The organism is Massilia sp. LjRoot122, assembly GCF_964252725.1.
Classification (GTDB): domain Bacteria; phylum Pseudomonadota; class Gammaproteobacteria; order Burkholderiales; family Burkholderiaceae_D; genus Telluria.
In genome coordinates this window covers 402,089-428,954 of record NZ_CAXUPB020000001.1, presented here as the reverse complement: position 1 = coordinate 428,954, position 26,866 = coordinate 402,089, and the positions used below count along the sequence as shown (strand labels likewise).

General features: G+C 66.3%; 20 protein-coding genes and 1 tRNA gene. 1 reads left to right on the top strand and 20 read right to left on the bottom strand.

Annotation, left to right across the window (positions count from 1 at the left end):
* Positions 1–3: 3 nt before the first annotated feature.
* Positions 4–684 (bottom strand): tRNA (guanosine(46)-N7)-methyltransferase TrmB, encoded by a 681-nt coding sequence (trmB, locus tag ACSQ25_RS01900; RefSeq protein ID WP_436104020.1) that lies wholly within the window; start codon positions 682–684, stop codon positions 4–6.
* A gap of 156 nt (positions 685–840) precedes the next feature.
* Between trmB and ACSQ25_RS01895 the strand changes: the two genes are divergently transcribed.
* Entirely contained in the window at positions 841–1,956 is a 1,116-nt protein-coding gene (locus ACSQ25_RS01895) for a succinylglutamate desuccinylase/aspartoacylase family protein (protein ID WP_436104019.1), read from the top strand.
* On the opposite strand, the gene ACSQ25_RS01890 is transcribed toward ACSQ25_RS01895, so the two are convergent.
* The 19 genes from ACSQ25_RS01890 to ACSQ25_RS01800 all read right to left on the bottom strand — a co-directional run bounded on the left by ACSQ25_RS01890 (position 1,924) and on the right by ACSQ25_RS01800 (position 26,863).
* Positions 1,924–2,580 (bottom strand): DUF6064 family protein, encoded by a 657-nt coding sequence (locus ACSQ25_RS01890; protein WP_436104018.1) that lies wholly within the window; start codon positions 2,578–2,580, stop codon positions 1,924–1,926. The two genes, ACSQ25_RS01895 and ACSQ25_RS01890, sit on opposite strands and share 33 nt — an antisense overlap.
* A complete protein-coding gene (locus ACSQ25_RS01885) occupies positions 2,577–3,488 on the bottom strand; it encodes an aldo/keto reductase (protein ID WP_436104017.1) in 912 nt (303 codons plus the stop codon). The genes ACSQ25_RS01890 and ACSQ25_RS01885 overlap by 4 nt, the downstream gene beginning before the upstream one ends.
* A gap of 154 nt (positions 3,489–3,642) precedes the next feature.
* Positions 3,643–4,038, bottom strand: coding sequence for a hypothetical protein (locus tag ACSQ25_RS01880; RefSeq protein WP_436104016.1), 396 nt, complete (start codon positions 4,036–4,038; stop codon positions 3,643–3,645).
* Positions 4,039–4,522: 484 nt separating this feature from the next.
* Positions 4,523–4,596 (bottom strand) — tRNA-Gly (locus tag ACSQ25_RS01875).
* Positions 4,597–4,652: 56 nt separating this feature from the next.
* The gene (locus tag ACSQ25_RS01870) at positions 4,653–5,669 is read right to left on the bottom strand and encodes a TraB/GumN family protein (RefSeq protein WP_436104015.1); all 1,017 of its coding nucleotides are present in this window, start codon (positions 5,667–5,669) and stop codon (positions 4,653–4,655) included.
* 95 nt (positions 5,670–5,764) lie between these two features.
* Positions 5,765–7,789, bottom strand: coding sequence for a methyl-accepting chemotaxis protein (locus ACSQ25_RS01865; RefSeq protein WP_436104014.1), 2,025 nt, complete (start codon positions 7,787–7,789; stop codon positions 5,765–5,767).
* Between the two features lie 17 nt (positions 7,790–7,806).
* Positions 7,807–8,592 (bottom strand): TorF family putative porin, encoded by a 786-nt coding sequence (locus tag ACSQ25_RS01860; RefSeq protein WP_436104013.1) that lies wholly within the window; start codon positions 8,590–8,592, stop codon positions 7,807–7,809.
* 158 nt (positions 8,593–8,750) lie between these two features.
* Positions 8,751–10,193, bottom strand: coding sequence for a UdgX family uracil-DNA binding protein (locus ACSQ25_RS01855; RefSeq protein ID WP_436104012.1), 1,443 nt, complete (start codon positions 10,191–10,193; stop codon positions 8,751–8,753).
* Complete coding sequence (locus ACSQ25_RS01850) at positions 10,190–11,419, bottom strand: putative DNA modification/repair radical SAM protein (protein WP_436104011.1); 1,230 nt, start codon at positions 11,417–11,419, stop codon at positions 10,190–10,192. The genes ACSQ25_RS01855 and ACSQ25_RS01850 overlap by 4 nt, the downstream gene beginning before the upstream one ends.
* 324 nt (positions 11,420–11,743) lie before the next feature.
* Positions 11,744–14,509 carry a M16 family metallopeptidase gene (locus ACSQ25_RS01845; protein WP_436104010.1) on the bottom strand — a complete coding sequence of 922 codons (2,766 nt, stop codon included), beginning with the start codon at positions 14,507–14,509 and terminating at the stop codon, positions 11,744–11,746.
* A 112-nt stretch (positions 14,510–14,621) separates the two neighbouring features.
* Complete coding sequence (locus ACSQ25_RS01840) at positions 14,622–16,166, bottom strand: hypothetical protein (protein ID WP_436104009.1); 1,545 nt, start codon at positions 16,164–16,166, stop codon at positions 14,622–14,624.
* A 12-nt stretch (positions 16,167–16,178) separates the two neighbouring features.
* Positions 16,179–18,392, bottom strand: coding sequence for a putative bifunctional diguanylate cyclase/phosphodiesterase (locus tag ACSQ25_RS01835; protein WP_436108008.1), 2,214 nt, complete (start codon positions 18,390–18,392; stop codon positions 16,179–16,181).
* Between the two features lie 7 nt (positions 18,393–18,399).
* Complete coding sequence (locus ACSQ25_RS01830; RefSeq protein WP_436104008.1) at positions 18,400–20,559, bottom strand: HDOD domain-containing protein; 2,160 nt, start codon at positions 20,557–20,559, stop codon at positions 18,400–18,402.
* A 274-nt stretch (positions 20,560–20,833) separates the two neighbouring features.
* A complete protein-coding gene (locus tag ACSQ25_RS01825) occupies positions 20,834–22,123 on the bottom strand; it encodes a multidrug effflux MFS transporter (RefSeq protein WP_436104007.1) in 1,290 nt (429 codons plus the stop codon).
* A gap of 6 nt (positions 22,124–22,129) precedes the next feature.
* Positions 22,130–23,335 (bottom strand): THUMP domain-containing class I SAM-dependent RNA methyltransferase, encoded by a 1,206-nt coding sequence (locus ACSQ25_RS01820; protein ID WP_436104006.1) that lies wholly within the window; start codon positions 23,333–23,335, stop codon positions 22,130–22,132.
* Positions 23,336–23,504: 169 nt separating this feature from the next.
* Positions 23,505–23,918 carry a CopD family protein gene (locus ACSQ25_RS01815; RefSeq protein WP_436104005.1) on the bottom strand — a complete coding sequence of 138 codons (414 nt, stop codon included), beginning with the start codon at positions 23,916–23,918 and terminating at the stop codon, positions 23,505–23,507.
* A 17-nt stretch (positions 23,919–23,935) separates the two neighbouring features.
* On the bottom strand, positions 23,936–25,201 hold the full coding sequence (locus ACSQ25_RS01810) for a glutamate-5-semialdehyde dehydrogenase (RefSeq protein ID WP_436104004.1): 1,266 nt from the start codon (positions 25,199–25,201) through the stop codon (positions 23,936–23,938).
* A gap of 132 nt (positions 25,202–25,333) precedes the next feature.
* Positions 25,334–26,347 (bottom strand): DNA polymerase III subunit delta, encoded by a 1,014-nt coding sequence (holA, locus tag ACSQ25_RS01805; protein ID WP_436104003.1) that lies wholly within the window; start codon positions 26,345–26,347, stop codon positions 25,334–25,336.
* A gap of 9 nt (positions 26,348–26,356) precedes the next feature.
* Positions 26,357–26,863: an LPS assembly lipoprotein LptE gene (locus ACSQ25_RS01800; RefSeq protein WP_436104002.1), complete on the bottom strand. Its 507-nt coding sequence runs from the start codon at positions 26,861–26,863 to the stop codon at positions 26,357–26,359.
* Positions 26,864–26,866 lie beyond the last annotated feature (3 nt).

Here is a 26,866-nt window from a genome sequence, read left to right as displayed (position 1 = left end):
CGCTTATTTCTTGGTGAAGACGAGATCCCAGACGCCGTGGCCCAGCTTGAGGCCGCGGTTCTCGAACTTGGTCAGCGGACGGTATTCCGGCTGCGGCGCATAGCCTTCCGCCGTGTTCTGCAGCGCCGGCTCGTTGCCCAGCACTTCCAGCATCTGCACCGCGTAGTCTTCCCAGTCGGTGGCGAGGTGAATGTAGCCGCCCGGCGCCAGCTTGTCGCACAGGACCTTCACGAAGGCCGGCTGGATCAGGCGGCGCTTGTTGTGGCGCGCCTTGTGCCAGGGGTCCGGGAAGAACACGTGCACGCCGGCCAGGGAGCCGTCGGCGATCATGTTGGCCAGCACCTCGACCACGTCGTGCTGGATCAGGCGCAGGTTCTCGATGCCCTGCTCGCCGATCTGCTTGAGCAGGCTGCCCACGCCCGGCGTGTGCACCTCGACGCCGATGAAATCCTTCTCCGGCATCAGGCGCGCGATGTGGGCGGTGGTGTCGCCCATGCCGAAACCGATCTCGAGGACCACCGGCGCCTTGCGGCCAAAAGCGCCTTCCAGGTCCAGCGTCTGCTTTTTATACTCGATCAGGTACTTCGGACCGAGCTCCTCCAGGGCGCGCGCCTGCGCGGTCGACAGGCGGCCGGCCCGCGTGACGAAGCTGCGGATGCGGTGCTCGGTCGGATCGTAAAGCATGGACCGCGCCGGGCCGTTGGTGGGCTTTTCAGAAGACATGGGGAAAGTGAGTGAGGAAAAAACGGCTGTCATTATAGCCCACGCGGCGTGCGTAGCCTTGCGGCGGAATCGCGCATAATCGTGTTTTCACCCTTGCCGAGCACAGGAAGCCCTCCCATGCATTCGATGAAACACCCGATCGCCGTCGACGAGAACGTCGCCACCGCCCACCTGACCTCCTTCCATTACGGCAGCCCGGGCAGCGGCAAGAAGGTGTATATCCAGGCCGCCGTCCATGCCGACGAGGTGCCGGCCATGCTGGTGGCGCACTTCCTGCGCCAGGAACTGGAACGGCTGGATGCGGAAGGCCGGGTCAAGGGAGAGATCATCCTGGTGCCGGCGGCCAATCCGCTCGGCCTGTCGCAGGTGATCCATGGCGCACCCTTCGGCCGCTACCACCTGACGACCGGCACCAATTTCAACCGCCTCTACCGGCACGTGGCGGACGACCTCAAGAAGTCGCTCGAAGGCAAGCTCGGCAGTGACGTGGACGCCAACGTCGCCCTCATTCGCGAGCATGCCCGTCACCAGGTCGGTCTGTGGGAACCGAAGGACGATGCCGAGACCCTCAAGAAGACCCTGCTGTCGATGGCGATCGACGCCGACATCGTGCTCGACCTGCACTGCGATAACGAAGCGCTGATGCACATGTACACCGGCACGCCGCTGGTCGAGGCGGTGGAACCGCTGATGGCCCTACTCGGTGCGCGCGTGCTGCTGGTGGCCAAGGTCTCGGGCGGCGAAGCCTTCGACGAAGCCTGCAGCCGCCTGTGGTGGGACCTGGCCGACCACTTCGAAGGCACGGCGATTCCGCCCTCCTGCATCGCGGTCACGGTCGAACTGCGCGGCGAGAACGACGTGCGCTACGACTACGCGCGCGCCGACGCCGCGGCCATGCTGCAGTACCTGGGCCATGCCGGCGTGCTCGACATCCCACTCGAGCCGTTGCCGGAAACGCCTTGCCGCGCGACGCCACTGAATGCCGTCGAGCCGCTCGAAGCGCCGCATGCCGGCGTGCTGGTCTTCCACAAGAAGCTGGGCGAGCTGGTGGAACGGGGCGAGCCGGTGGCGGACATCGTCAACCCGGTGAGCGGCCAGGTCACGACGCTGGCGGCGGAACACGCCGGGCTGCTGTTCGCGAGCACGGCGCATAGGCACCTGCTGCGCGGGATGCACGTCTGCAAAATCGCCGGGACGGAATCATTCCGCAGCGGCGACCTGCTGTCGTCCTGAACGACGCGCCAGGCCCGCTGCCACAGCGAGGAAGGCCAGCACCAGCAGCAGCCAGGGAAGCGGCGCCCGCAGTTCCATGAGCGTGGCGCTGCTGGCAGCCGACCACAGCACCGGGATCACCCACAACGGCCAGGGCGCGCGCCAGAACAGCAAGGCCCCAAACGTTACGGCGACGGTCGGGTCGGGCGCGAAGCCGAAGACTTCAGCCTGCCACCAGCTGCGTCCATGCAGCGCTGCCAGCAAGGGATACCCCGCCAGCCCCAGCACGACGATGAGCGTCGCCATCCTGCCCGGAGATGGCGCCGCATGCCTTCTTGTCGCCATCCACGCCAGCAGGCCGGCCTGGATGCAATAGCCCAGCGCAAAATACGGCGCCGCGGTATGGATGTCGGCATAGCGCTGCAGGTGGTAGGCCCAGGCGACCGACGGCCAGGCCAGTCCGAGCAGCGCGAACGCGATCCTCGCCTTGATGCGCAGCATGCAGGCCAGGACGGCGATGCCGGCGCCAAGCGCCAGCAGCTGCAGCGGCCACAGCTCGCGGTTCATCAGCTCGAACTGGCGGTAATAGGTCCGCGCCGAGAACATCAGGAAGTCGGATAGCGAATACGTCCACCACTCGCTCATGCCAGCCTTTCGACATCCTGGACGATGCGGCGGCGCAGCGCCTCGTCCGGCAGCGGCCCGGTCGCGGCCAGCAGGTTCTCGCGCACGTGGGCGACGCTGGAGGTGGCGGGAATCGCGCAAGTCACCGCCGGATGGGCCACGATGAACTTGAGTAGCGCCTGGGCCCAGGTAGTGCAGCCGATCTCCGCGGCCCAACCGGGCAGGCGCTTGCCCGCCAGTGCCCGGGTCAGGTCCCCTTGCCGGAAGGGCCGGTTGACGATCACGCCGATGCGCCGCTCGCGCGCCAGCGGCAGGATGCGCTGTTCCACTTCGCGGTCGAGCACGTTGTACGAAACCTGCACGAAGTCGATCGGTTGGCTCGCCATGATCTTCAGGATCTCGGCATGCCGGCGTCCTTCCGAGGTAGTGATGCCGACGTAGCGCAGCCGCCCTTCCCGCTTCATCCGCAACAGCATGGGCAGGTGGGCTTCCCAGGCCAGCAGGTTATGCACCTGCAGCAGGTCGAAGCGGGGGATTTGCCACAGGCGGCGCGAAGCCTCGGCCTGCGCCGGTCCCTGCGCGCCTTCGCCGATCCATACCTTGTCGGCGCTGAAGAGCTGCGCCGGCTTGAGCTTGGCCACGGCTTCCCCGATCACTTCCTGCGCCGAGCCGTACATGGGCGAGGAATCGATGAGTCTTCCGCCGCCGGCGAAGAACTGGCGCATCACCGCGGCGCACTCGGCACGGGCAACAGGATCGCGGCCGACGTTGAAGGTGATCCAGCTGCCCAGGCCGACCACCGGGATCTGCTCGCCGGAGGAAGGGATGGCGCGGGTCAGGAGTGCCGGCCGGCCTTGGGCATGAGCGAAGGCCGGCAAGGCCAGCAGCGATGCGAGCAGGCGGCGGCGCGATCGGGAAGCGAGTAGCATGCGGGCGCTCCTTGTCGGGTGGGACGGGAAGGATGCGAGCATACCGCGCCGGCGCTGGACGCGGCGCGCCCGCGCAGGGGATACGTCATGCGACGCCGACCTCGCACTCCGCGATGGCCCAGCGGGTGCTGCTTCACCCGCAGAAACTACGCAATTATTCCATCGCGGCGACCGTGGGTTGGTTCGCCTCCTGCTGCAACTTCTCCTCGCGCGCTGCAATTTCTCGGTCGGCTTGAGCGTAGACCTTGGTGCTATGCATCCACCACATCACCCCAGCGACCACTCCGGCTCCGATCGCTACCGCTGGGGCGGCGGACATTATTACCATCAGGTTGTTGACTGCAGCGCCACCCCATACTGCACTGGTAGTCTTGATCACTAGCCGCTTCTCGTTTTCCGGTAGACGGTCTGCAAATTTAACCAGCCCGATCTTCGCACCGGTTAGCGCGAGAATCCCGAGGGGTGACGTGACGGCCATCGGATTTGCTTCCAGTGCTCCTGCCGACAGAGCGAGACTCGTGCTGACACCGTCAGCTACCGCTGACTGCATGGCATTCTTGTCGAGCCGCTCGATACGCTTCTCTGGCGGGGCTGGATTTGTGGTTGCGCAGCCTACGAGCGCAAAAGCGGCGATTGAAACTGTGGCGGCGGTCCTGTACAAATGCCAACCAGACCCCGAATATGACTTGGACATAATTCGAAACCTCGCTCAAAAAGTTCGTACGAAACCGCTAGCGCTGACAGCGACCAGTTGAAGACGATTGTTAGTAGTTGAGTCCTTTTTACTGATGAGCCAAGTTATCACAGCGTTTGTACTGATGAGCGTCCCGTACCTTTTGGCAATCGCTAAGCAGAGTCGGCTTTTTCCGCTGGGTACGCTTGAGCCTCGCGAGCAACAGTGACGCAGGTCACAGGTAGATTTGCCAACTTAACGGCTGTGTTGAATCCCGCAACATCTGGTCGGGATTATTTTTTGTGGAGCGCGTTGGATTTTGTGGAGCAGGCAGGAGGGCGATACAGGGCTGTTTCTACTATGGAGCGGGTGAAGGGAATCGAACCCTCGTCGTAAGCTTGGGAAGCTTCTGCTCTACCATTGAGCTACACCCGCGTTGCCTGCATTCTACGCGCGTTTGTCGCGCTTTGACAAATTTGCAGGACCGCCGCCTATTCCGGCTGCTCGACCGTATAGCCTTTGGCAGCCAGCGCCGCCACCATCCCCTTCGGATCCAGGATATCCCGCATCGGCAGCAGCGCGAAGCTCGATGCGTTCCTCTCCAGCGCACTCTCCGCCGCCGCCACCCACATGGCCTTCAGGCGCGGACGCACCGACTGGAAGGCCGGATCGTCGCGCACGGCGGCGCTGTTCAGGATCACGTCCCGGCAATTCTCTTCGTGATCGACGAAGTCGAGCTTGCGGATGCCGTCGATGTCGCCCTTGGCCCAGGCATTCGCGCGCACCCGCATGGCATCGATGTCGGTTTCGAGCCGGGCGATCGTGGAATTCAGGCAGGCCGCATCCTCGACCGGCGACTTCTTGAAATCCTTGATCATGCGTCGTGCGTTATCCATCGGCAGTTCGATCCTGGACCGCGTCACCTTCAGCTTCTTGTCGTCGACGATCTTCTCGACCTGCTTGCGCACGCCGGTGCGCGTAGTCAGGCCGGCCTTGGCCAGCGCGGAACCGAACAGCTGGCCCGCCACGAAGACCGGGCGCTCGCGCTCGTCGTTCTTGGGAAGGTATTTCTCTTTCATCGGCTGCCAGCGCGCATAGACATCCGGCGGCAGCACCTCACGCAGCGTTGCGCCATCGGGAATCTTGTTGATGCCGATGAGCGAGGGCAGCAGGAGTGCGCCCTTGAAGTAGCCGACCGACGCACTCGCGACCGGCGGCGCCAGGTATTCCTGCGAACGGGCGATCACGGCTTCGACTTCGTGCGAGCGCCATTGCATCTTGATCGGCAGCGGCGCGTAGTCGCCGAAGATCCACAGCACGTGATCGCCCTTCGACACCTTCCACATGCCGGGACCGGGCTTCTGGCCGACGACCAGGATCTGTTCGGTCGCCGCCGGCGCGGTGTCGGCGGAGGCCGCTGGCGGGTCTGCCGGACCGTCCGTCTGGGCGTGGACGGGTGCCGCGCACAGGGCGAGGCACAGCGCAGGAACGATCGCGAGTTTGAGCATCAGGACATCCTTGTTGTTGATTGTCCGTCAAGCTTAACCCGTCAATACGGGCAGGCGCTTAGCGATGCCTTAAGCAGCGCGGCGCCTTCCGCACTTCATGCCGCCTGCATGGCCAGGCGCGCCGGCGCCGCTTTGCCGGGCTGCGGGCGTGCGGCCGGCTGCGCGTGGGCGTCGTCCTCGATCTTGAACTCGCCCACCAGCGCCACCAGGGTGGCCGCCTGCTGCTGCAGGCTTTCCGCCGCGGCGGCCGCTTCCTCGACCAGGGCCGCGTTCTGCTGGGTCACGCCGTCCATCTGCACGATGGCCTGGTTGACCTGGCCGATGCCGGTGCTCTGCTCCGCGCTGGCGGCGCTGATCTCGGCGACGATGTCGCTCACCCGGCGCACGCTGGACACCACCTCTTCCATCGTCTTGCCTGCTTCCTCGACCAGCATGGTGCCCATGCTGACCTTGTCGACCGAATCGCCGATCAGGGCCTTGATCTCCTTGGCGGCGGCGGCGCTGCGCTGCGCCAGGTTGCGCACCTCGGTCGCCACCACGGCGAAGCCGCGGCCCTGCTCGCCGGCGCGCGCCGCTTCGACGGCGGCGTTCAACGCCAGGATATTGGTCTGGAAGGCGATGCCGTCGATGACGCTGATGATGTCCACCACCTTCTTCGACGCGTCGCTGATCGAGGCCATGGTGTCGACCACCTGGGCCACCACGTCGCCGCCGCGCGTGGCGATCTCGCTGGCCGACCCGGCCAGCTGCTTGGCCTGGCGCGCATTGTCCGCGTTCTGCTTCACGGTACCGTTCAGCTCTTCCATCGACGCCGCGGTTTCCTCGAGCGCGCTGGCCTGCTGTTCGGTGCGCACCGACAGGTCGGCGTTCCCCTGGCGGATCTCGCTCGATGCCGTCGCCACCGCGTCGGAGCTGCTGCGCACGCGTGCCAGCACGTCCTGGATCTTGGCCACGAAGGTATTGAAACCGCGGGCGATCTCGGCCAGCTCGTCGTTGCCGCGCGCCTCGAGACGCGCGCTCAGGTCGGCATTGCCGCCCGCCAGATCGGTCATGGCGTGGCCCAGTACGCGCAGCGGACGGGTCAGGCGGCGCTGCACTGTCACCATCACGAACACGGCGGCCACGGCGCAGAGCACCGAGACCAGCGCCGCGTAGCCGGCCAGTTCGCGCGCCGGGGCCGTCGCCACGCTGTGCGGGAAGGCCAGCGAGATCGCCCATGGCGCGACGTCGGGCGACACGCGCAGGGGCTGCAGCAGGTGCACGATGCCCTTGTCGTCGATGTATTCGTAGGGCTTGCCCTGCCTGACCGCTTCCAGCGCGGCGGCCGGCAGGTCATCGGCCTTCTTGCCGTTGCGGGCATGGTCCTTGTTGCTGGCGTACAGGCCGTGGTTCGAGATCAGCGCCAGCGTGCCCTGCTCCATCAGCTTCATCTCGCCCAGCATGGTGCCGAGCGTGGTGAGCTGGAAGTCGCCCGTGACGACGCCCTTGAACTGGCCGTCCACTTTGATCGGGGCCGCCAGCGAGGCGATCAGCACGTTCTTGCCGTTGATCGGGTACATGTAGGGTTCGGTGAAGTGCGAGCGGCCGGTGGCCTTCGGCACGTCGTACCAGTCGTTGCCGCCCGGGGTGGTGACGAACACGATCGGTTCGACATTCACCTTGCCTTGGGGGCTGCGCGTCCAGTAAGGCATGAAACGGCCCGTTGCGTCGTACATCGGCGCCTGGCCGGCGAACTCGGCATCCCTGCCGTCCAGCGCATCCGGTTCATAGGCGGCCGAGCTGCCGATGAACTCTTCGGAGCCCGCCAGCGTGGCGCTGACCGCGCCGGCGATCTGCTCGCGCGTCATCGCCTGGCCGGCGCCTTGGGTGGCGCCCAGCGTCGTGGCCACGCTTTCCAGGGTCGACAGGTTGGCTGCGATCCGGCCCTTGAGGAGCGCCGATGCTTCCTCCGTCAGCGTGCGCGCCTCGCGCATCGCCGCCGCCTCGGCGCTCTCGCTGTTCTTGACGGCGATGAAGGCCGAGGTCACGCCCATGCTCGCCACCACCAGGATGGTGGCGGTGACGCAGATCTTGGCGCTCAGGGAAAGGGAGAAGCGGCGCGAAATCGTTTGCTTGTTCATGGTCGTCTCTCTCGTTATCAGAAGCTGCGGGCGACGCTCACGGCGAGCGTAGCCTTGGCGGGATTGGAATAAGCGATGGCGCCGTCTGCGCGCGGCACGCCGGTGGTGTAGCGGTCGTAGGCATCGGTGGCGCCCCAGGCGCGGGTGTAAGCGGCGGCGACGGTCCAGCCGCCGTCGAACGCCCTGGTGACACCCGCTTTTGCATCGCGCCAGTCCCAGATGTCGTTGCCGGCGCCCGCCACGCGGCCCTCACCCAGGTGCAGGTTGAGCGTATAGCCGCCACCCAGGTCGTGGTTGGCGCCGAGGTCCAGGTAGCCGGTGCCGCGCGCGTCCGTGATGCCGAAGAAGTCGCGCGACACCGTGCGGTAGTACTTTGCATACAGGGCGCCGAAGCTCAGGCCGGGCACCAGTTCGGTGTAGTCGTATCTGGTGCCGGTGGCGCCGATGCGGGCGCCCGGATAGCGGTAATGCATCGCCGTCAGGCTGTAGCCGACCGGCCCGAAGGTGCCGGCGTAGCCGCCGTACAGGTCCCATTCGACCCGGCCACCCTCGATGAAGCGGTCGCTGACGGTCGAGGCCCAGGTGCCGAACGACCAGCCGCTCGGATGGATGACATCGAGGCCTGCCTGCAGCGCGGGTTTGCCCCAGGTCTGGCGCATCCCGCGCGAGACGTATTGGGACGCCACGCCAAGGGTGGTGGTGACGGTGGCGGCCGGGGCGGCTTCCTGGCCGCCGGCCTGGACGGTGGGCATGGCCAGCAGCAGCAGGGAAGCCGGCAGCAGCCGGCGAAGGGATGAAATCATGATGTCTCGTAGGTCCGTCGGCAGGCAGGAGGCCAACAATTAATGCCGTACGGAAATATTACGAGACAAATGTGAATATTCACGCGATTGTGAATTATTCGATAACGGGTTTTTACTGCCGTGCGTCCTCGGCGCAACACTCAGCCATTCCGGCGACGTCAGTCCGGTTCCGGAAGGTCGGGCCGTTCGAGCAGCTCGTGCGCCAGCTTCAGGCCCTTCACCATCACCGAGAAGGCTTCCTGCTTGGCGGCTTCGTCCGGCACCCGCAGCACGTAGGAGGGGTGGTAGATCGTCACCACCCAGATGCCGTCGTGGCGGATCGGTTTGCCCAGGGTGTCCTTCAGCGTGACGGTGGCCTTGCGCATCACCGACTTGAGCGCGGTCGCGCCCATGGCCACGATCACCTTCGGCTTGACCGCAGCCAGCTCTTTCTCGAGCCAGTAGTGGCAGGCCTCGATCTCGCGCTGGACCGGGGTCTTGTGCAGGCGGCGCTTGCCGCGCGGCTCCCATTTGAAGTGTTTGACCGCGTTGGTGAGGTAGATGGTCTTGCGGTCGACTTCGGCCTGGGCGAACACGCGGTCGAGCAGCTTGCCGGCCGGTCCGACGAAGGGTTTGCCGGCCAGGTCTTCCTGGTCGCCCGGCTGTTCGCCGACGACCATGATCTGCGCCCGCTTTGCTCCCTCGCCGCCGACCGCCTGGGTAGCGTATTGCCACAGCTCGCAGCGCCGGCATTCGTCCAGCTTGGAGGGCTGCTCGCGGTCGGGCTGCGCGGCTTCGGCGCTGATCGGGATGGTGGCGCCGCTGCGCCGTCCCACCGCCTGCACCTGGCCGATCTTGCGCGCCCCGAGCTCGGCCTGGCTCACCAGCGAAGGCACGATCGCGCCTTCCGGCAGGTTCTTCCAGAAGCGCGAGGGAATATGGCTCTGCATCAGCTGGGCGTTGACCCGGGCCGGATTGAAGATGCTGCGGTAATAGGTGAGCCAGAGCGCTTCGCCGGCGTCGTCCAGATCGGCGGCGCTCGACATCAGCGGGCCGGTGTGGTGCAGGGCCTGGCCATCCCACAGCACGCTGGCCTCGGGCGTGGCGATCATCCAGCTGAGCTTGCCCATGCGGGCCACGAAATGCTCGGCCACCTGGGGCAGCACCTCGTGGCGCGGCTCGAACCAGGCGACGAAGCGCGGCGGGCCGGCATCTAGCGGGCGCTCGCGGAATCGGATGTAGGCATGCATGTCGTGCTCCTCGCGGCGCACCGCCTTGACCATGCCGTGCAGGCGGCTGCCGTCCGGGTCGGCGGGCGACTGCACGTCGTGCTCGCCCTGCGTCCAGCGCCACAGCACCCGGTAGAGAAAAGCCCAGCGGTCGGGCGCGCGGAAGCAGGCGGCTTTCTGCAGCATCTCGAGCAAGGATCGTGGCACATGCGGTGCTTGTGTCGTGATGTCCGCATTATGCTGCGCCGGCGCCGGCGTCGGCGCACCCGAGAACAGGTCGCCACCCTCGGGCGCGCCCCAGTTGACCGCTTCTGGCCGCACGCCGGCGCGCAGCAGGTCGCGCGCGGCCGTGCGCCACTCTTCGAAGCTCGCCACCTGTGGCGCCTGGATCATGCGGCCTGCAATTCCGGCCACAAATTCATCTGCTCGGGCGCATCGGCCAGGTGGCGCCGGAGGAGGTGGGAACTGGCCGCGCCCTGCACCGGCTTGTAGTCGGCCGTGACGATGAAGGGCGCCAGCTTCTTCATGCTGCAGCGCAGGCGCGACAGGTCTTCCCAGCGGATGCGCCGGAGGCGGCGCAGCTCCACGATGCGTTTCGCGTTGCGGATGCCGATGCCCGGCACGCGCGCGATCATGCTTTCGTCGGCGCGGTTCAGGTCGAGCGGGAAGTGCTCGCGGTTGCTGAGTGCCCAGCCCAGCTTGGGGTCGACGTCGAGCGCCAGGTTGCCGGAGGTGGGCATCAGCTCGCCCGCCGTGAAGCCGTAGCCGCGCAGCAGGAAGTCGGCCTGGTACAGGCGGTGCTCGCGCAGCAGCGGCGGCGGCGCCGCCGGCACGCTCTTGGGGCTTTGCGGAATCGGGCTGAAGGCCGAGTAGTACACCCGTTTCAGCTTGTAGCTGCCGTACAGGGTCTCGGCGGTGTTGAGGATGGTGTGGTCGTCGCTGGCGTCGGCGCCGACGATCATCTGCGTGCTCTGGCCGGCCGGCGCGAAGCTGGGCGCCTTCGGCTCCTCGGCCTTTTCGTCGAGCTTGCGCCGGATCGAGCCCATCGCCAGCTTGATGGTGTGGACGTTTTTCTCGGGCGCGAGGCGGGTCACGCTGTCGTGGGTCGGCAGCTCGATGTTGACCGACAGGCGGTCGGCCCAGCGCCCCGCTTCTTCGATGAGCAGCGGGTCGGCATCCGGAATGGTCTTGAGGTGGATGTAGCCGCGGAAGCCGTGCACCTCGCGCAGCTGGCGCGCCACGGCCACCAGCTGCTCCATGGTGTAGTCGGCGGACTGGATGATGCCCGAGCTCAGGAACAGGCCGTCGATGTAGTTGCGGACGTAGAAGTCATGGGTGAGCTTGACCACCTCCTCGACCGAGAAGCGGGCGCGCGGCACATTCGAGCTGCGGCGGTTGATGCAGTACTGGCAGTCGTAGATGCAGAAGTTGGTGAGCAGGATCTTCAGCAGCGAGACGCAGCGACCGTCCGGCGTGTAGCTGTGGCAGATGCCCATGCCGGTGGTGGCGCCGAAGCCGTCCTTGTCCTCGGACGAACGTTTCGGCGCACCGCTGCTGGCGCAGGACGCGTCGTATTTCGCGGCGTCGGCCAGGATTTCCAGTTTGTCGTTGAGTTCCATCGCACGCTCTGAACTGTATGGGCATACAGTATACTATCGCGCGCGTATGCACAGGACCTTGAAGGTCAAGTGTGCAGGGTTTTGGCGGTTCAAAGCTGGGACAGATAGTGTAAGGAGGCGGGTCGGTGGGCATGCAAACTTGGATCCCGGCCTTCGCCGGGATGACGGTTTCAAAGCTAACTGAAGAGTTGACGCTAACTTGATTTGTTAGCCTGAAAACCGTCGTTCCGGCGAAGGCCGGAACCCAATTCCGTCGCTCAGCCATTAGCGTAAAAAAAGCCCGGTTGAAAACCGGGCTTCCCGTTACAACAAAATCAGCTCACATCAGCGAATCGGCTTGCCATCCGCATCCACTACGGTCACCTCGCCCCAACCGAGCGAGCGCACGCCCGCCTCGATCTTGCGCAGGTCACCGATTACCATCCACACCGCCTCGTCCGGCTTGATGAACTTCGACGACGCAGCACCCAGCTGCTCCGGCGTAAGCGCGCGCACGTTCGACGCGTACTTGCTCCAGTAGTCGTCGGCCAGGCCCAGGTTCACGGCCTCCAGTCCGGCCGATTCGAGCGCGGCCAGGGTGGAGTAGCGGCCCGGCAGGCGCGAGGTCATGCTGCGCATGATGCTCTCGTACTCGGTGCCCACCAGCGGACGCTCGCCGGCCACGCCGCGCAGTTCCTTCTGCACTTCACGCATCGCTTCGATCGTCTTGTCGGTCTGTACCGGCGCAATGATGTAGAACGGACGCTGGCCGCGCACTTCGGTCAGGCGTGCCTGGGTGCCGTAGCTCCAGTGCTTGTCGAGACGCAGGTTGCGGTTCAGGCGCGAGGTCGCCATGCCGCCGAAGTTCACCATCACCGGCTCGATCGCCAGGTCTTCCGGCTGGCCATAGGCATGCGAGATGTGGGTCGCGACGATGGTCGACTGCGGCGCATCCGGCTTGTCCACCAGGATCAGGCGCTTGCCCTGGGTCGCCGGCACGGTCGTCATCTTCTTGCTCGGTGCCGTGCCCTGCTGCCACTTGCCGAAGCTCGCTTCCAGCGCCGGCAGCAGCTTGTCCATGCTGGTGTCGCCGGCGACGACGATGGTGGCGCTGCCCGGCTTGAACCAGGCGGCGTGCCATGCCATCAGGTCGTCGCGGGTCAGGCTTTGCACGCTGGCCTCGAAGCCGGAAGCGGGCTTGCCGTAGGCATGCTCGGCGCCGTACAGCACCGAGGGCACCAGGCGCAGGGCCAGGCTGTTCGGCTGTGCCTTTTCCTGGGCGATGCCGGCGATGCGGCGGCTCTTCGACAGGGCGAACTGGTCCTGCGGGAAGGCTGGGGTCAGCGCGGCTTCCGCCATCAGGGCGAGCGAGGGCGCCAGGTTGGCGGAGGTCGCCTGCAGGCGCACCAGCGACTGGTCCTGGCCGGTACCGGTGTACAGGCGCGCGCCGAGGTTTTCCAGCGCGTCCGACAGGGCGAAGGCGTCGCGCGTCTTGGTGCCCTTGTCCAGCAGGTCGAGCGCCAGCGAGGCGGCACCGGCCTTGGCGGCGGTGTCCGAGGCCGCGCCGGCATCGACCGCCAGCGAGACGTTCACGATCGGAGCCGAGTGGCGCTCCAGCAGCACGACCTTCAGGCCGTTCTTCAGCTGGGCGCGCTGCAGCGCCGGGAACTTCACATCAGGCGCCTCGCCCAGGCCTGGGAGCTTCTTGCGGTCCAGCGTCGACTTGGCCGCGGCCAGCTTGGACGACGGACGCACCGTCATCGTGTAGTGGTTGGCGCGCAGCCAGCGGTTGGCGGCCGTCTTCACGTCGGCCGGGCCGCTGGTGGCGAAGATCTCGAGGCGGTCGAGGTAGGCGTCGGGCTTGCCGCCGTAGGTCTGGCTTTCGGCCAGCACGTCGTTGCGGCCGCCCATGCCGCCCACGCGCTCCAGGCTGCGGGCGAAATCGGCCAGGTCGCGGGTTTTCACGCGTTTCAGTTCCGCTTCGGTCGGGCCCTTCTCCAGCAGCTCGGCCACCACGCGCTCCATCTCGCGTTCCACTTCCATCGGGTCGACGCCCGGCTTGACGGTGACCGACAGGTTGAAGGTGCCGCCCAGCTCCGCATCGTTCACATAGGCCGACACGCCGGTGGCCATGCCCTTTTCGTACACCAGGCGCTTGTCCAGGCGTGCGTTCTTCGATCCGGCCAGCACGCCGGCCAGCAGGTTCAGGCGCTGGGTGTCGGTATCGCGCCAGGAAGAGGTATGCCAGCTGCGGTAGATGCGCACCTGCGGCACGTGGTCTTCCATCTCGTCGCGGATGTTGCGGTCCAGCTGGGGGATCCACTTCTCGGTGCGCGGCAGCGGCGGGCCCGGCGGGATCGCGCCGAAGTACTTGTTTACCAGCTCATAGGCGCGCTCCGGGGTGATGTCGCCGGCCAGCGAGATCACCGCGTTGTTCGGGCCGTAATAGGTGCGGTACCACTCCTTGATGTCGTCCAGCGAGGCGGCCTGCAGGTCTTCCATGTAGCCGATGGTCGACCACGAATACGGATGCGAGTACGGGTACATCTTGGCCGAGATTTCCATGCGCACGCGGCCATACGGCTGGTTCTCGCCCTGGCGCTTCTCGTTCTGCACCACGCCGCGCTCGCGCTCCAGCATCTCCTTCGAGATGTAGTTGCCGAGGAAGCCCATGCGGTCCGATTCCAGGAACAGGGTGCGCTCGAGCGCCGACACCGGCACGTCTTCGAAGAAGTTGGTGCGGTCGGTGTTGGTGGTGCCATTGCGGTTGTTCGCGCCGAGGTCGTCCATCGCCTCGCGGAAGCCGTGCGGGTAGTTCTCGGAACCGTTGAAGAAGAAGTGCTCGAACAGGTGGGCAAAGCCGGTCTTGCCGCGCTTCTCGTTGCGCGAACCGACGTGGTACCACATGTTCACGCCGACCACCGGCACGCTGTGGTCGGTGTGGACCAGCAAGGTCAGGCCGTTGGGCAGCACGAATTTCTTGTGCTCGATGCTGTAGGCCTTGCGGTCGAAGATGGTCGTTTTGGCGGAGGTGGTGGGCGCTGCGGCGTGCGAGGGCACTGCTGCGAAGGCTGCGAGGCCGAGCAGCATGGGAAGTGCAAATTTTTTCATGGCGTCTCGTGGACTGGTAGTTGTATGTATGCGTCCCGTCCGATCATGCGCTGGTTGAACGCGTGGGCGGCGCAGCCGCCCACCCTACAGGAATCGCTGAGCTGACGCCAGCTCAGGCGAAGCCCTGCGCCTGCGCCAGCAAGTGCGGCTCCATGCGCGCCGCGATTTTCTTCAGGTAACCTGACGCCGCCGCCACGCCCGCACCGCCGGCGCGCTGCAGCCAGCCGTAGGCCTCGACCAGGTCGCGCTGCACGCCCTGCCCCGCCGAATACATCACGCCGAGGTTGAACTGTGCCCGTGCATGGCCTTGGCGCGCGGCGCACAGGTACCAGAAGTGGGCGGCTTCGTAATCGCGCTCGATGCCCTTGCCGCAGTCGTGGCGCAGGCCGAGCTCGAACTGGGCCAGCGCGTGGCCCTGGTCGGCGGCCTTGTGGAACCAGTCGGTGGCTTCGCGCGGATCGGCGTGCTCGGCGCGGTCCAGCAGCGCGCCGACCATGTACTGGGCCGGCGCGTAATCCTGGTGCGCGGCGCGGCGGTACCACTCGAGCGCCTGCGCCTCGTCGCGCGCCACGCCGACGCCGGCTTCGAAGCGCAGGCCGAGGTCGAACTGGGCACGCAGGTGGCCCTGCTCGGCCGCCTGGCGGTACCAGTGCGCCGCCTGTTCGGGATCACCAGGGACGCCGTTGCCGGCATCGAACAGCTGGCCGAGGTGGTACTGCGCCGAGGGCATGCCCTGCTCGGCCGCCTGGCGGTACCAGTGCGCGGCCTGGGCCGGATTGCGATCGACGCCCTGGCCGTGCTCGTAGCGCACGCCGAGGTTGTCCTGCGCGCCGGCATGGCCCTGTTCGGCCGCGCGGCGGTACCAGTGCAGGGCCAGCGCTTCGTCGCGCGGCACGCCGTGGCCGCTGTCGTGGATCAGGGCAAGGTTGAACTGCGAGCTGGCGTGTCCCTGTTCGGCGGCGCGCCCGTACCACAGGATGGCGCGCTCGCTGTCCTGCTCGACGTCCTGCCCCTTGTCGTAGCGCAGGCCGAGGTTGAACTGGGCCGGCGCGTAGCCCTGCTCGGCGGCCTTGCGGAACCAGTCGACGGCCTGGGCGCCGCTGCTGCGCAGCGCCAGGCTGAACTGCGAGCGTGCATAGCCCTGGCTTGCGGCGCGACGGTACCACTCGGTCGCCGCATCCTGGTCTTGCGGCACGCCCTTGCCGGTCTCGTACATCATGCCGAGGTTGTGCTGCGCGCCCGGCTCGCCCTGGTCGGCGGCCTGGCTGAACCAGTGCAGCGCCTGCTGCACGTCGTTCGGCACGCCCTGGCCCTTGGCATACAGCCAGCCCAGGTTGTACTGCGCCGGCGCGTAGCCCTGGCTTGCTGCGCGGCCGTACCAGTAGGCGGCCTGGCCGTAGTCCTGGGCCACGCCTTGCCCCTTCTGGAACATCACGCCGAGGTTGTACTGGGCCAGTTCGAGGTCGGCGCTGGCCGCCATGCGGTACCAGGCGACCGCCAGCTCATAGTTCTGCGCCACGCCCTGGCCGTTGGCGTACATGAAGCCCAGGCTGTGCTGGGCGGCCGGCACGCCGCGCTCGGCCATCCCTTTGACACGCAGGAATTCGGCGCTGTAACGGGCTTCCGTGTCGCTGGCTGGTGCCGGGATGTCGAGCATGGCCTGTTCCGGTCAGGCCTGGATTGCGCGCAGGCCGAACAGCGTCGGCTGGGTGCGCAGCGACTTCATGAATTCGCCCAGCGGGATCGGGCGGTAGTACAGGTAGCCCTGCATGGTCATGCAGCCGTTCGAGCGCAGGTAGCGTGCCTGTTCCTCGGTCTCGACGCCTTCCGCGATCAGGTTCAGGCCCAGGCCGCGCGCGATCGAGATGATCGCCAGGATCACCGGATAGTGGCCGCCCTCTTCGTGGATTTCTTTCACGAAGGACTGGTCGATCTTGACCGTGTGGATCGGGAAGCGGTGCAGGTAGGACAGCGAGGAGTAGCCGGTGCCGAAGTCGTCGATCGCCACCGACACGCCGAGCTGGCACAGCTTGTTCAGCTGTTCGATCGCGTACTGCGGGTTGCGGATGCAGATGTTCTCGGTGATCTCGACTTCGATCTGGCCCGGCGCGATCCCGTAGCGCACCAGCGCATTGCGCATCTTCTCGAAGAAGTCGCCGCGGTCGAGGTATTGCGGGGACAGGTTGAGCGACAGGCGCACGTGGTCGGTGCCCGAGGCATTCCACTGCAGCATGTCGCGGCACAGCGCGCCGATCATCCAGTCCGAGATCGGCAGCATCAGCCCGTTTTCTTCGGCGAAGGGCAGGAACTCGCCGGCCGACAGCAGGCCGCGGGTCGGGTGGTTCCAGCGCATCAGCGCCTCGGCGCCGACGATGCGGCCGGTCAGGGCGTCGATCTGCGGCTGGTAGTACATCTCCAGCTCGTCCTGCTCGAGCGCGCGGCGCAGCGCCTGCTCGAGGGCGATCTTCTGGTGCGAGATGTCCAGCATCGACGTATGGTAGAAGCTGTGGCCGTTCTTGCCCTGGGCCTTGACCTGGTACATGGCGATGTCGGCATGGCGCAGCAGCTCGTCGATCGATTCGCCGTCGTTCGGGTAGATCGCGATGCCGATCGAGGCCGAGATGTGCACCTCGTGGCCGTCCAGGTCGAACGGCTCCTGCAGGGTCTCCAGGAATTTGTCGGCCACCATGCGCGCGTCGTCGCGGTCGCGCAGTTCCGGCAGCACGATGGTGAATTCGTCGCCGCCCTGGCGCGCCAGGGTGTCGCCCTTGCGCAGGCAGCCCTTCAGGCGGGTGGCGGCCTGCTGCAGCAGCTCGTCGCCCTTCACGTGGCCGAGGGTGTCGTTGACCAGCTTGAAGCGGTCCAGGTCGATGAACATCACCGCCAGCTCGGTCTTCTTGCGCTTGGCCTGGATCACCGCCAGCCCCAGGCGATCCTTGAACAGGATGCGGTTCGGCAGGTCGGTCAGGATGTCGTGGTAGGCCTGGTAGGAGATGACTTCCTCGGCGCGCTTGCGGTCGGTGATGTCACGCGCCACGCCGTAGGTGCCGAAGAACTCGAGCTTCTTCACTTCCTGGTCGGGCACGTGCATGCCGATCGCGTTCAGCGAGATCGTCATCAGGGTGTTGTTGAAGGTGCGTTCCGGGCTGTTGCTGCCGCCACTCCTGCACTTCAGGCGCAGCTCGACGTTGCGCGAGGCGCGTTCGTCGACGCGGCGCTCGTTGAAGACGTAGCGCGCGCGCTCCAGGTCTTCTTCGTGCACCAGCACCGAATAGTGCTTGCCGAGCAGCTCGTCGCGCGAGTAGCCGAGCAGCTGGTAGGCGCGGTCGTTCACGAAAGTGAAGCGGCCTTCGTGGTTCAGGGTGTAGATGATGTCCGGCGAGGAGTCCACCAGGTAGCGGTACATCTTCTCGGAGGCGTCCAGCTGGTTGGCCATGCGCTGGTTCTCGAGCGCCAGGCGGCGGCCCTTGAGCGCGTTGGCGACCGTTGCCAGCAGCTCTTCTCTGGCATAGGGCTTGCGCAGGTAGTCGTAGGCGCCGCGCTTGAGCGCGCCGATCGCCGCGTCGATGCCGACCTCGCCGCTCATCACGATAACGTCGGCGTCGATGCCCTTCTGGTTGATGAAGTCCATGATCTCGTGGCCGCCGATGTCGGGCAGGCGCAGGTCGAGCAGGACCAGGTCGAAGCGCAGGCGCGACAGGTGGGCCAGGGCCTCGCTGCCGGAAGACGCGGTGGTCAGCTGGTAACCGCGGTCGCGCAGCAGCTCGTACAGCGACGAGAGCAGGCGCGGCTCGTCGTCGACCAGCAGCAGGCGCGGCTGGCTGTCGGTGTCGAGCGGCGGGCTGTATGCAGCCGGCTCGAACATTGCGTTGTGCGCGTTCATCATGACTTTATGCAGAGCCCAGCGCGCGGGCCGGCAGCGCGACCGGCGTCGCGGCGGTGCCGGCGCCGGACCACGCCGGCAGGAGAATTTCGAATGCAGTGCCGCTGCGGCCGCTGCGGCAGGCGATGTGGCCGCCCAGTTTCTTGACCAGGCTGTGGACGATCGACAGGCCCAGTCCGTGGTGGGCGCCGTCCTTGGTGCTCTTCACCGGCGAGAACAGATGGGTCAGCACCTCGCGCGACAGGCCGGGACCGTTGTCGCTGACGACCAGTTCCAGGTACAGCTGGCGCTCGCGGTTGACGTGGCCGCGGTTGACGATCTCCACGCGGCCGCCGGTCGTGCCGAGCGCCTCGATCGCGTTCTTCACCAGGTTCACCAGGATCTGCTTGAGCACGTCGGCGTCGCCCTCGATGCGGGTCGCTTCCTCGTGCATGGTGACGTTGATGTCGACCGTGCTGGGGACGAAGCCGGTACTGCGGAACAGGCGCTGCACCTCGTCCACCACCTTGGCGACGTCGGTCGGGCGCGGGCCGGTGTCGACCGGCTTGAGGTCGGCCAGGCTGCTGACCAGCTGGCCGACGCGGTCGATCTCTTCGTTCAGGATCGACATCTCGCTGCTCACCGGTTCCTGGCGCGCCAGCTTGCTGTCGAGGACACTCAGGTAGTTCTTGATGATCGACAGCGGGTTGTTCACCTCGTGCACCACGCGGCGCGAGGCCTCGCGGTATTCCTCGGCCACGTGGGCGAGCTGGCGCCGTGCATGGCCGCGCTCGGACAGCATGTTTTCCAGCGCGGTGGCGGCCTGCGCCCCGAAGGACTGCATGAAGCGCTCGCGCCGCTGGCAGACCGGGACCTGCCAGCTGGCGATGCCGCCGATCAGGACGCCCAGGCAGCGCGCGCCGGCGACCAGCGGCACGCACACCAGGCTGTCGGTGCCGAGCATGCGCAGCAACTGTTCCTCGGCCAGGCCGAGCGAGTCGCCGTCGCTGCCGATGAAGGCCGGGCGGCGCTCCAGCGCGCTCTTGGCGATCGCGCCGCCCTTGGCCAGCGGCACGGCGAATTCGGCGATGCGCTGGCTGCCCTGGGTGGGCGCGCCGACCAGCGCGTGCCCGGTCGGGTTCTCGAGCAGGACCACGGCGCTGCCGAAGTCGAACAGGATGCGCGCCGAGCGCGTCATCGCTTCCAGCAGGCCGGATTCGCCCTGCTGGCGCGCGAAGCTCTGGCCCACTTCCGAGACCAGCACCATGTTGCGCACCTCCTCGGACAGGCGCTGCTGCACCGGGTCGAGCGCCGGCGGCGCATAGGCCGGCGGCGCCGGGATGTCGTCGGCGCCGGCCAGGTCGATGCCCAGGTGGGCGGCGGCCTTGTCGACCTGGCGCGCGGCGCCGTCGAGCAGCCTGCCGACCTGCTCGGCGTCGAGGCCGCACAGGGCGGCGGCGTCGCGCACGACCGGCTCCTCGCCCGCATGGCTGGACAGCACGTGCGCCAGGCGCACGATGCGGATCAGGGGATGGGCCGACTCGATGCGGTCGCTGGCTTCGTGGTGGTACAGCACCGCGTCGGCCAGGAAGGAATCGAGCTGCCAGCGCTCGATCAGCCAGGCGCCGGCTTCGGCATGGGTGATCTGCAGGGTGCGCTGCTCGACGGCGCACAGGTCCTCGTCGTCGCGCGCGGTGAAGTTGAAGGCGTATTCCTTGGGCGCCGTGGCCAGCAGCGCGAGGCGGCCGACGTTGTGCAGCAGGCCGGCCAGGTAGGCTTCTTCCAGGTGCGGGTAGTCGACCAGGCGCGCGATCTCCTTCGCGATCACGGCCGCGCTCAAGGAGTTCTTCCAGAAGGCGCGCAGGTCGGTACTGCCCGAATGCGGGAAGTTGTTAAAGGTCTGGAATACCGAGTCGCTGATGACCAGGGTCTTGATCATGTCGGTGCCGAGGGCGACCAGCGACTGCTCGAGGTTGACGTTGCGGTGATGGCGCTGGTAGGCCGAACTGTTGGCGACCGCCAGCAGCTTGCCGGTCATGCCGGCATCCTTCGAGATCAGGGCGGCCAGTTCCGGCATGCCGAGGTCGTCGGCCTGCAGGTGTTCGATGAGACGCACGAGGATCTGCGGCATGGCCGGCAGACGGGCAATCAGCAGGCGATTGCGAATATCCTGATCCGATGGTTGCATGGTCTCAAACGTGGCCGCTTGTGGGTTAGCTGAGGCAGCCCAGGACGGGCTGCCACACAGTCTTGCTTTTTCATCTACCAAACAGAACAATGTTTCGAGGTTTGTTCTAGGCACGAAAAACTTATCTTAGCATATAGACATTTCTGATCGGGAACAATACTTTCTGTAAAAAGTGTTGTCGGGATGTCGCTCTAGAGCTATAGACGCAACCCGACAATTCCCGAACAGGCGAAATAGTATTTCAATATGCATGCATACGTGTAATTTTATTTCATCAGGGCATCGGGTGCCCGTCGCGGATCTTCTGGCGCCGGTAGCGCCGCGCCGTGGCCCAGAAACTTAGCGCCAGCAGCGCGAAGCCGGCCTGGCCAAGCGCCAGCGCCAGCACCGAGTGCGACAGCATCGGCGCGATCACGCCGGCCACGATCGCGCCCATCAGCGTGGTGACGAAGGACTGGCAGGAAGCCACGGTGCCGCGGATGTGCGGGAACAGGTCGAGCGCCAGCAGGGTCGCCCCCGGCGCGATGATCGAGCTGCCGAAGGTGAAGAAGAACATGTGCGCCACGCTCCAGGGCAGCGACGGCGGCAGGAAGCTGTGGTAAGCCACATTGAAGGTGATCGCCCCCAGCATGAAGAAGAAGCCGACACGGATCTGGCGCGCGAAGCTCAGCTTGCCCGCCATGCGGTTGGCCGCCAGTGCACCCAGGAAGATCCCGCTCACGGTCGGCACGAACAGCCAGGCGAACTGCGACGGGCCCAGGCCCAGGTGCTCGGGCAGCAGTACCGGCGCCGCCGCGATGTACAGGAACAGGCCGGCGAAGTTCATCGCCACCACGCCCGCCTTCATGTGGAACAGGAAGGAGCTGAAGATGGCGCCATAGCTCTGGGCCAGGAAGCGCGGATTGAAGGGCTGGCGCTTCTCCACCGGCACGGTCTCGGGCAGGTGCTTCCACGAGAACCAGCCCAGCGCCACGGTGTAGACGCACAACGCGAGGAAGATCGCGCGCCAGTCGAAGAAGCTCACGATCCAGCCGCCCAGCACCGGCGCGATGGCCGGGGCGATCGAGAAGATCATGGTCACCATCGACAGCAGCCTTGCCGCCGCCGCGTCCGAATACAGGTCGCGGATGATGGCGCGGCCCACCACCACGCCCGCCCCCGCGGACACGCCCTGCATGATGCGGAACACCCACAGGTAGTGCACCGAACTGGCCGCCGCGCAGCCGAAGGTGCCGATCGCGAACACGACCAGCGCGAACAGGATCACGTTGCGCCGGCCGAAGGCATCCGACAGCGCGCCATGCCACAGCACCATGCCGGCGAAGGCCAGCATGTAGGCGGTGAGCGTCTGCTGCACTTCCAGTGCCGAGGCATTCAGATCGGCGCGGATCTGCGGGAAGGCCGGCAGGTAGGCGTCGATCGAGAACGGTCCCAGCATCGACAGCGCGGCCAGCAGCGTAGCCAGGCCGCCGGCCGTGAGCATCGCGATCTTGTGCGGCGGGGGCAACGGAACCGGGGTGACCGGATCCTTGGGCAAGTCGTCGGGTTCGGTCGGCGGCAGCATCGGGGCTTATTGCTCCTGTTTTGGCTTGGCTTCCTCGCGGCGATTGAAGCCGGCCACCATGTCGAAGCGGAACAGGCGGCATTCCAGCGCGCCGTTGAAGAACGGGGTCTTGCGCGACTCCTTCAGGCGCAGCAGCTTGGGCAGCTGCAAATCGGCCGTGAACAGGAAGGCGGTCCAGCCGGCGAAGCGCTGCTTGAGCGTGGTGCCGAGCGCGGAATAGAAGGACACCGCCATCTCGTCCTGCGGGACGGTGGAGTCGCCGCGCACGCCGATGCGCTCGCCGTAGGGCGGATTGGTGAGCAGGATGCCCGGCTGTTCCGTCGGCGGCGACACGTGCTGGGCCTCGATCTGCTTGAGCGGCACCTCGAACAGGATGCCGGCGATCTTCAGGTTGTGGCGGGTCATGGCGACCATGTCGCCCGAGATGTCGGAGCCGAAGATGGTCGGCTCGCTCGGCAGCGGATTCGGCTTGATCTCGGCCTTCATCGCCGCCCAGGCCTCGCGGTCGAAGTCGGCGAACTTCTCGAAGGCGAAGCGGCGGCGCGCACCTGGCGGAATGCCCTGTACCATCTGGGCCGCTTCGACCAGGATGGTGCCGGAGCCGCACATCGGATCGAACAGCGGCACGCCCGGCTTCCAGCCGGCCACGCGCAGCATGCCGGCGGCCAGGTTCTCGCGCAGCGGCGCGTCGCCCGTCTCTTCACGCCAGCCGCGCTTGAACAGCGCTTCGCCCGAGGTGTCGAGGTAGATGATGAAGTTGCGCTGGTCGAGGAAGCCGACGATGCGCATGTCCGGCTCGCGGGTGTCGACCGAAGGACGCTTGTTGAACTGGTCGCGGAAGCGGTCGCAGACGGCATCCTTGATCTTCAGCGTGGTGAATTCGAGGCTCTTCAGCGGGGATTTCACCGCGGTGACGTCGACGCGGATGGTGTGGTTGACGCCGAACCAGTCTTCCCAGGGCTGCTCGAGCACCAGGTCGTAGATGTCGTTTTCGTTGTTGTAGCTGCGCTGCCCCATGCGCATCAGGACGCGCGAGGCGATGCGCGAGTGCAGGTTGATGCGGTAGGCGTCCAGCATCGCGCCGGAGCAGTGCACGCCGCCCGGCACCTGGTTGTGCACCTTCATCGTGGTGCTTTGCTGGGCGATTTCGCCCAGTTCTTCGGCAAGTGCCGCTTCCATGCCGCGCGGGCATGGGCAAAAGTATGAGGCCATGAGGGGTACCCTTTGTCCGTTAATAAAACTTATAAGCAAGTTAGCAGTATCAGTACCGCTAACTGAAAAACCGTCGTTCCTGCGAAGGCCGGAACCTAATTTGACGTTCGCGGCGGATCGACGAACTTGGATCCCGGCCTTCGCCGGGATGACGTTCTACAGCTAACTCTTAGAACGGCTTCACCACCACCAAAACCACAATCGCCAGCAACAACAGCACCGGCACTTCATTGAAGTAGCGATACCACTTATGGCTGCGCACGTTCGCCCCGCGCTCGAATTTCCTGAGCAGCGATCCGCAGGCATGATGGTAGCCGATCACCAGCAGCACGAGCGCGAGCTTCGCGTGCAGCCAGCCGCCCTGGATCCCGTAGCCCAGCCACAGCCAGAGGCCCAGCAGCAGCGCCGGCACGGCCAGGATGGTGGTGAAGCGGTACAGGCGGCGTCCCATGCCCAGCAGGCGCTCGAGCGCGGCCGGGTTGGTTTCCTGGGCCAGGTTGACGAAGATGCGCGGCAAGTAGAACAGTCCGGCGAACCAGGACGCGATGAAGACGATGTGCAGGGCCTTGATCCAGAGGTACATGCGGTTCTCGTTCCTGTTTAGCTGCGCACTTCGCCGTGCCCGAACACGACGTACTTCAGTGAGGTCAGTCCTTCCAGCCCGACCGGCCCGCGTGCGTGCAGCTTGTCGTTCGAGATGCCGATCTCCGCGCCCAGCCCGTATTCGAAGCCGTCGGCGAAACGCGTCGAGGCGTTCACCATCACCGAGGCGGAATCCACCTCGCGCAGGAAACGCAGGGCGGCACTGTAGTCTTCGGTGATGATGGCTTCCGTGTGCTTCGACGACCAGGTGTTGATGTGGTCGATCGCCCCGTCCAGCCCTTCCACCACGCGGATCGCCAGGATCGGCGCCAGGTATTCGGTGCTCCAGTCCTGTTCGGTCGCATGCGCCAGGTACGGATAGCCGGCCAGGATCGCATGCGCCTCGGCATCCGCGCGCAGCTCGACCTCCTTGGTCTGGTACAGCTCCGCCAGCTGCGGCAGCACGGTTGGCGCGATCGCACGGGCGACCAGCAGCGTTTCCATGGTGTTGCAGGTGCCGTAGCGGTGGCACTTGGCGTTGAAGGCCACCGGCAGCGCCTTGGCGATGTCGGCCTTGTCGTCGATATACACGTGGCAGATGCCGTCCAGGTGCTTGATCATCGGGACGGTCGACTCTTCCATCAGGCGCGCGATCAGGCCCTTGCCGCCGCGCGGGACGATCACGTCCACGTACTGCGGCATGGTGATCAGGGCGCCGACGGCGGCGCGGTCGGTCGTGTCGACCACCTGCACCGCGTCCAGCGGCAGGCCGGCGCCCTGCAGGCCTTCGCTCACCAGTTTGGCCAGCGCACGGTTGCAGTGGATCGCTTCCGAACCGCCGCGCAGGATGGCCGCGTTGCCGCTCTTGATGCACAGGCCGGCCGCGTCCACCGTCACGTTCGGACGGGCTTCGTAGATGATGCCGATGACGCCCAGCGGCACCCGCATCTGGCCGACCTGGATGCCGCTCGGGCGCGACTTCATGTTGGTGATCTCGCCGACCGGATCCGGCAAGGTGACGATCTGGCGCAGTCCCTCGACCATGGTCGTGATGGCGCTGTCGGACAGCGCCAGGCGGTCGAGCAGCGCCGGTTCCAGGCCGCCGGCGCGGGCAGCTTCCATGTCCTGCTGGTTGGCGGCGCGCAGCACGTCCGCATCGCGCTCGATGGCCTCGGCGATCAGGAGCAGCGCGCGGTTGCGGGTGACGCCGTCGGCGCGCGCCATCGCGCGCGAAGCGGCACGGGCCTTGCGGCCCATGGAGTGCATGTGTTCGGTGATGTCCATCGTGTAGCCCGTTTCGGTTTTCGTAGGGTGGGCGGCTTTGCCGCCCACGCGTTCAAACAGCAGTTGAGTAACGCAGCAGCCGGTTGGACGCGTGGGCGGGAGACCCGCCCACCCTACGATGAACGTGATCCGTTACCGCGCAACTCTGAGCGCCAGCTGGAGCATGGCATCCCACGCGTCCCCGGCAAACGCTTTCGCGCGCAGGCCCTTGACCATGCGGTCGACCTGCGCCGCCTCTTGCAGGGCCGCTTCCAGCGTGGCAACGGACACGCGCCTCAGCGCCGGCTCCATCATCCGCTCGCGTGGACCCCAGATGCGGTATTCCTTCAGCAGCGCGCCCAGCGGACGGCCCTGCGCCATCCCGGATTTCAATTTTAGCAGCGTGCGGATTTCTTCACTGACGGCCCACAAAACCAGGGGCAGGGCCTCGCCCTCGCCTTTCAGGCCGTCGAGCATGCGCGCCAGGCGCGCCGGGTCGCCCTGCAACATGGCTTCGGACAGCTTGAACACGTCGTAGCGCGCCACGTTCAGCACGGCGTCATGCACCTGCTCGAAACTCAGCTTGCCCGGCTCGTAGAGCAGGCCGAGCTTCTGGATTTCCTGGTGCGCCGCCAGCAGGTTGCCTTCGACGCGGTCGGCAATGAAGTCCAGGCTCTGGCGCTCGGCGCTCTGGCCCTGCGCGGAGAGGCGCATGCCGATCCAGCCCGGCAATGCGGGGCGTTCCACGTTCGGGATCTCGATGTAGACCGCGGCCTGCTGCAGCGCCGCCACCCACGAGGCCTTGGCGGTCTGCCAGTCCAGCTTGGGCAGGGTGATCAGGGTCAGGTTGTCGGGACCGAGGTCCTTCGCATAGGCCTGCAGGGCCGCGCTGCCGTCCTTGCCCGGCTTGCCGCTCGGGATGCGCAGCTCGATCAGCTTCTTGTCGCCGAACAGGGACATGGCCTGGTTCGACGCCAGCAGCTCGCCCCACTTGAAGTTACGCTCGACCGTGAGCACGTCGCGCTCGGTGTAGCCCTGGGCGCGCGCGGTCTTGCGAATACGGTCGGCCGCTTCCAGCGCGAGCAGGTGCTCGTCGCTGGTGATCACGTACAAGGGCGCGAGGCCCTTGGCCAGGTGGCCCTCGAGGGCCTCAGGCCGCAGTTGCATGGCTCGGGTTCAAATCGGTTTGATGGCGGCCAGGCGGCGCATGATCTGCTGCACCAGGTCGGCCTGCATGTCGCGGTACAGGAGCTGCTCTTCCGATTCCTTGGCCAGCACCTGCGATTCGTCGAAGGCGATGTTGCGGCGCAGGGTGATCTCGGTCGGTCCCAGCAGTTCCTTGTTGTTGGCATCGCGCACGCGGAACACCAGGGTGTAGCTCAGCGAGTACTCACGCACCCGGCCCAGGCTGTTCAGCGACAGGATGGCCTTGCCGCGCGACTCGGACAGCACGTCGAACAGGGCCTGCGCCTTCGACGCGTCGTCCTCGATGCGCACGTTGTCGCCCGCGCGCAGGTTGCGCTTGAGCTCAGTGCCCAGCGGCGAGGTCTCGGGGAAGGCCAGGTAGATGCTCTGGAAGGGCATGTTGTACTGGTCGCCCGAGCCGCGCAGCTTGAAGCCGCAACCCGCCAGGGTTGCCGCTGCAAGCAGCGCCACGAACATACGCACCACGATGGTCCTCATCGC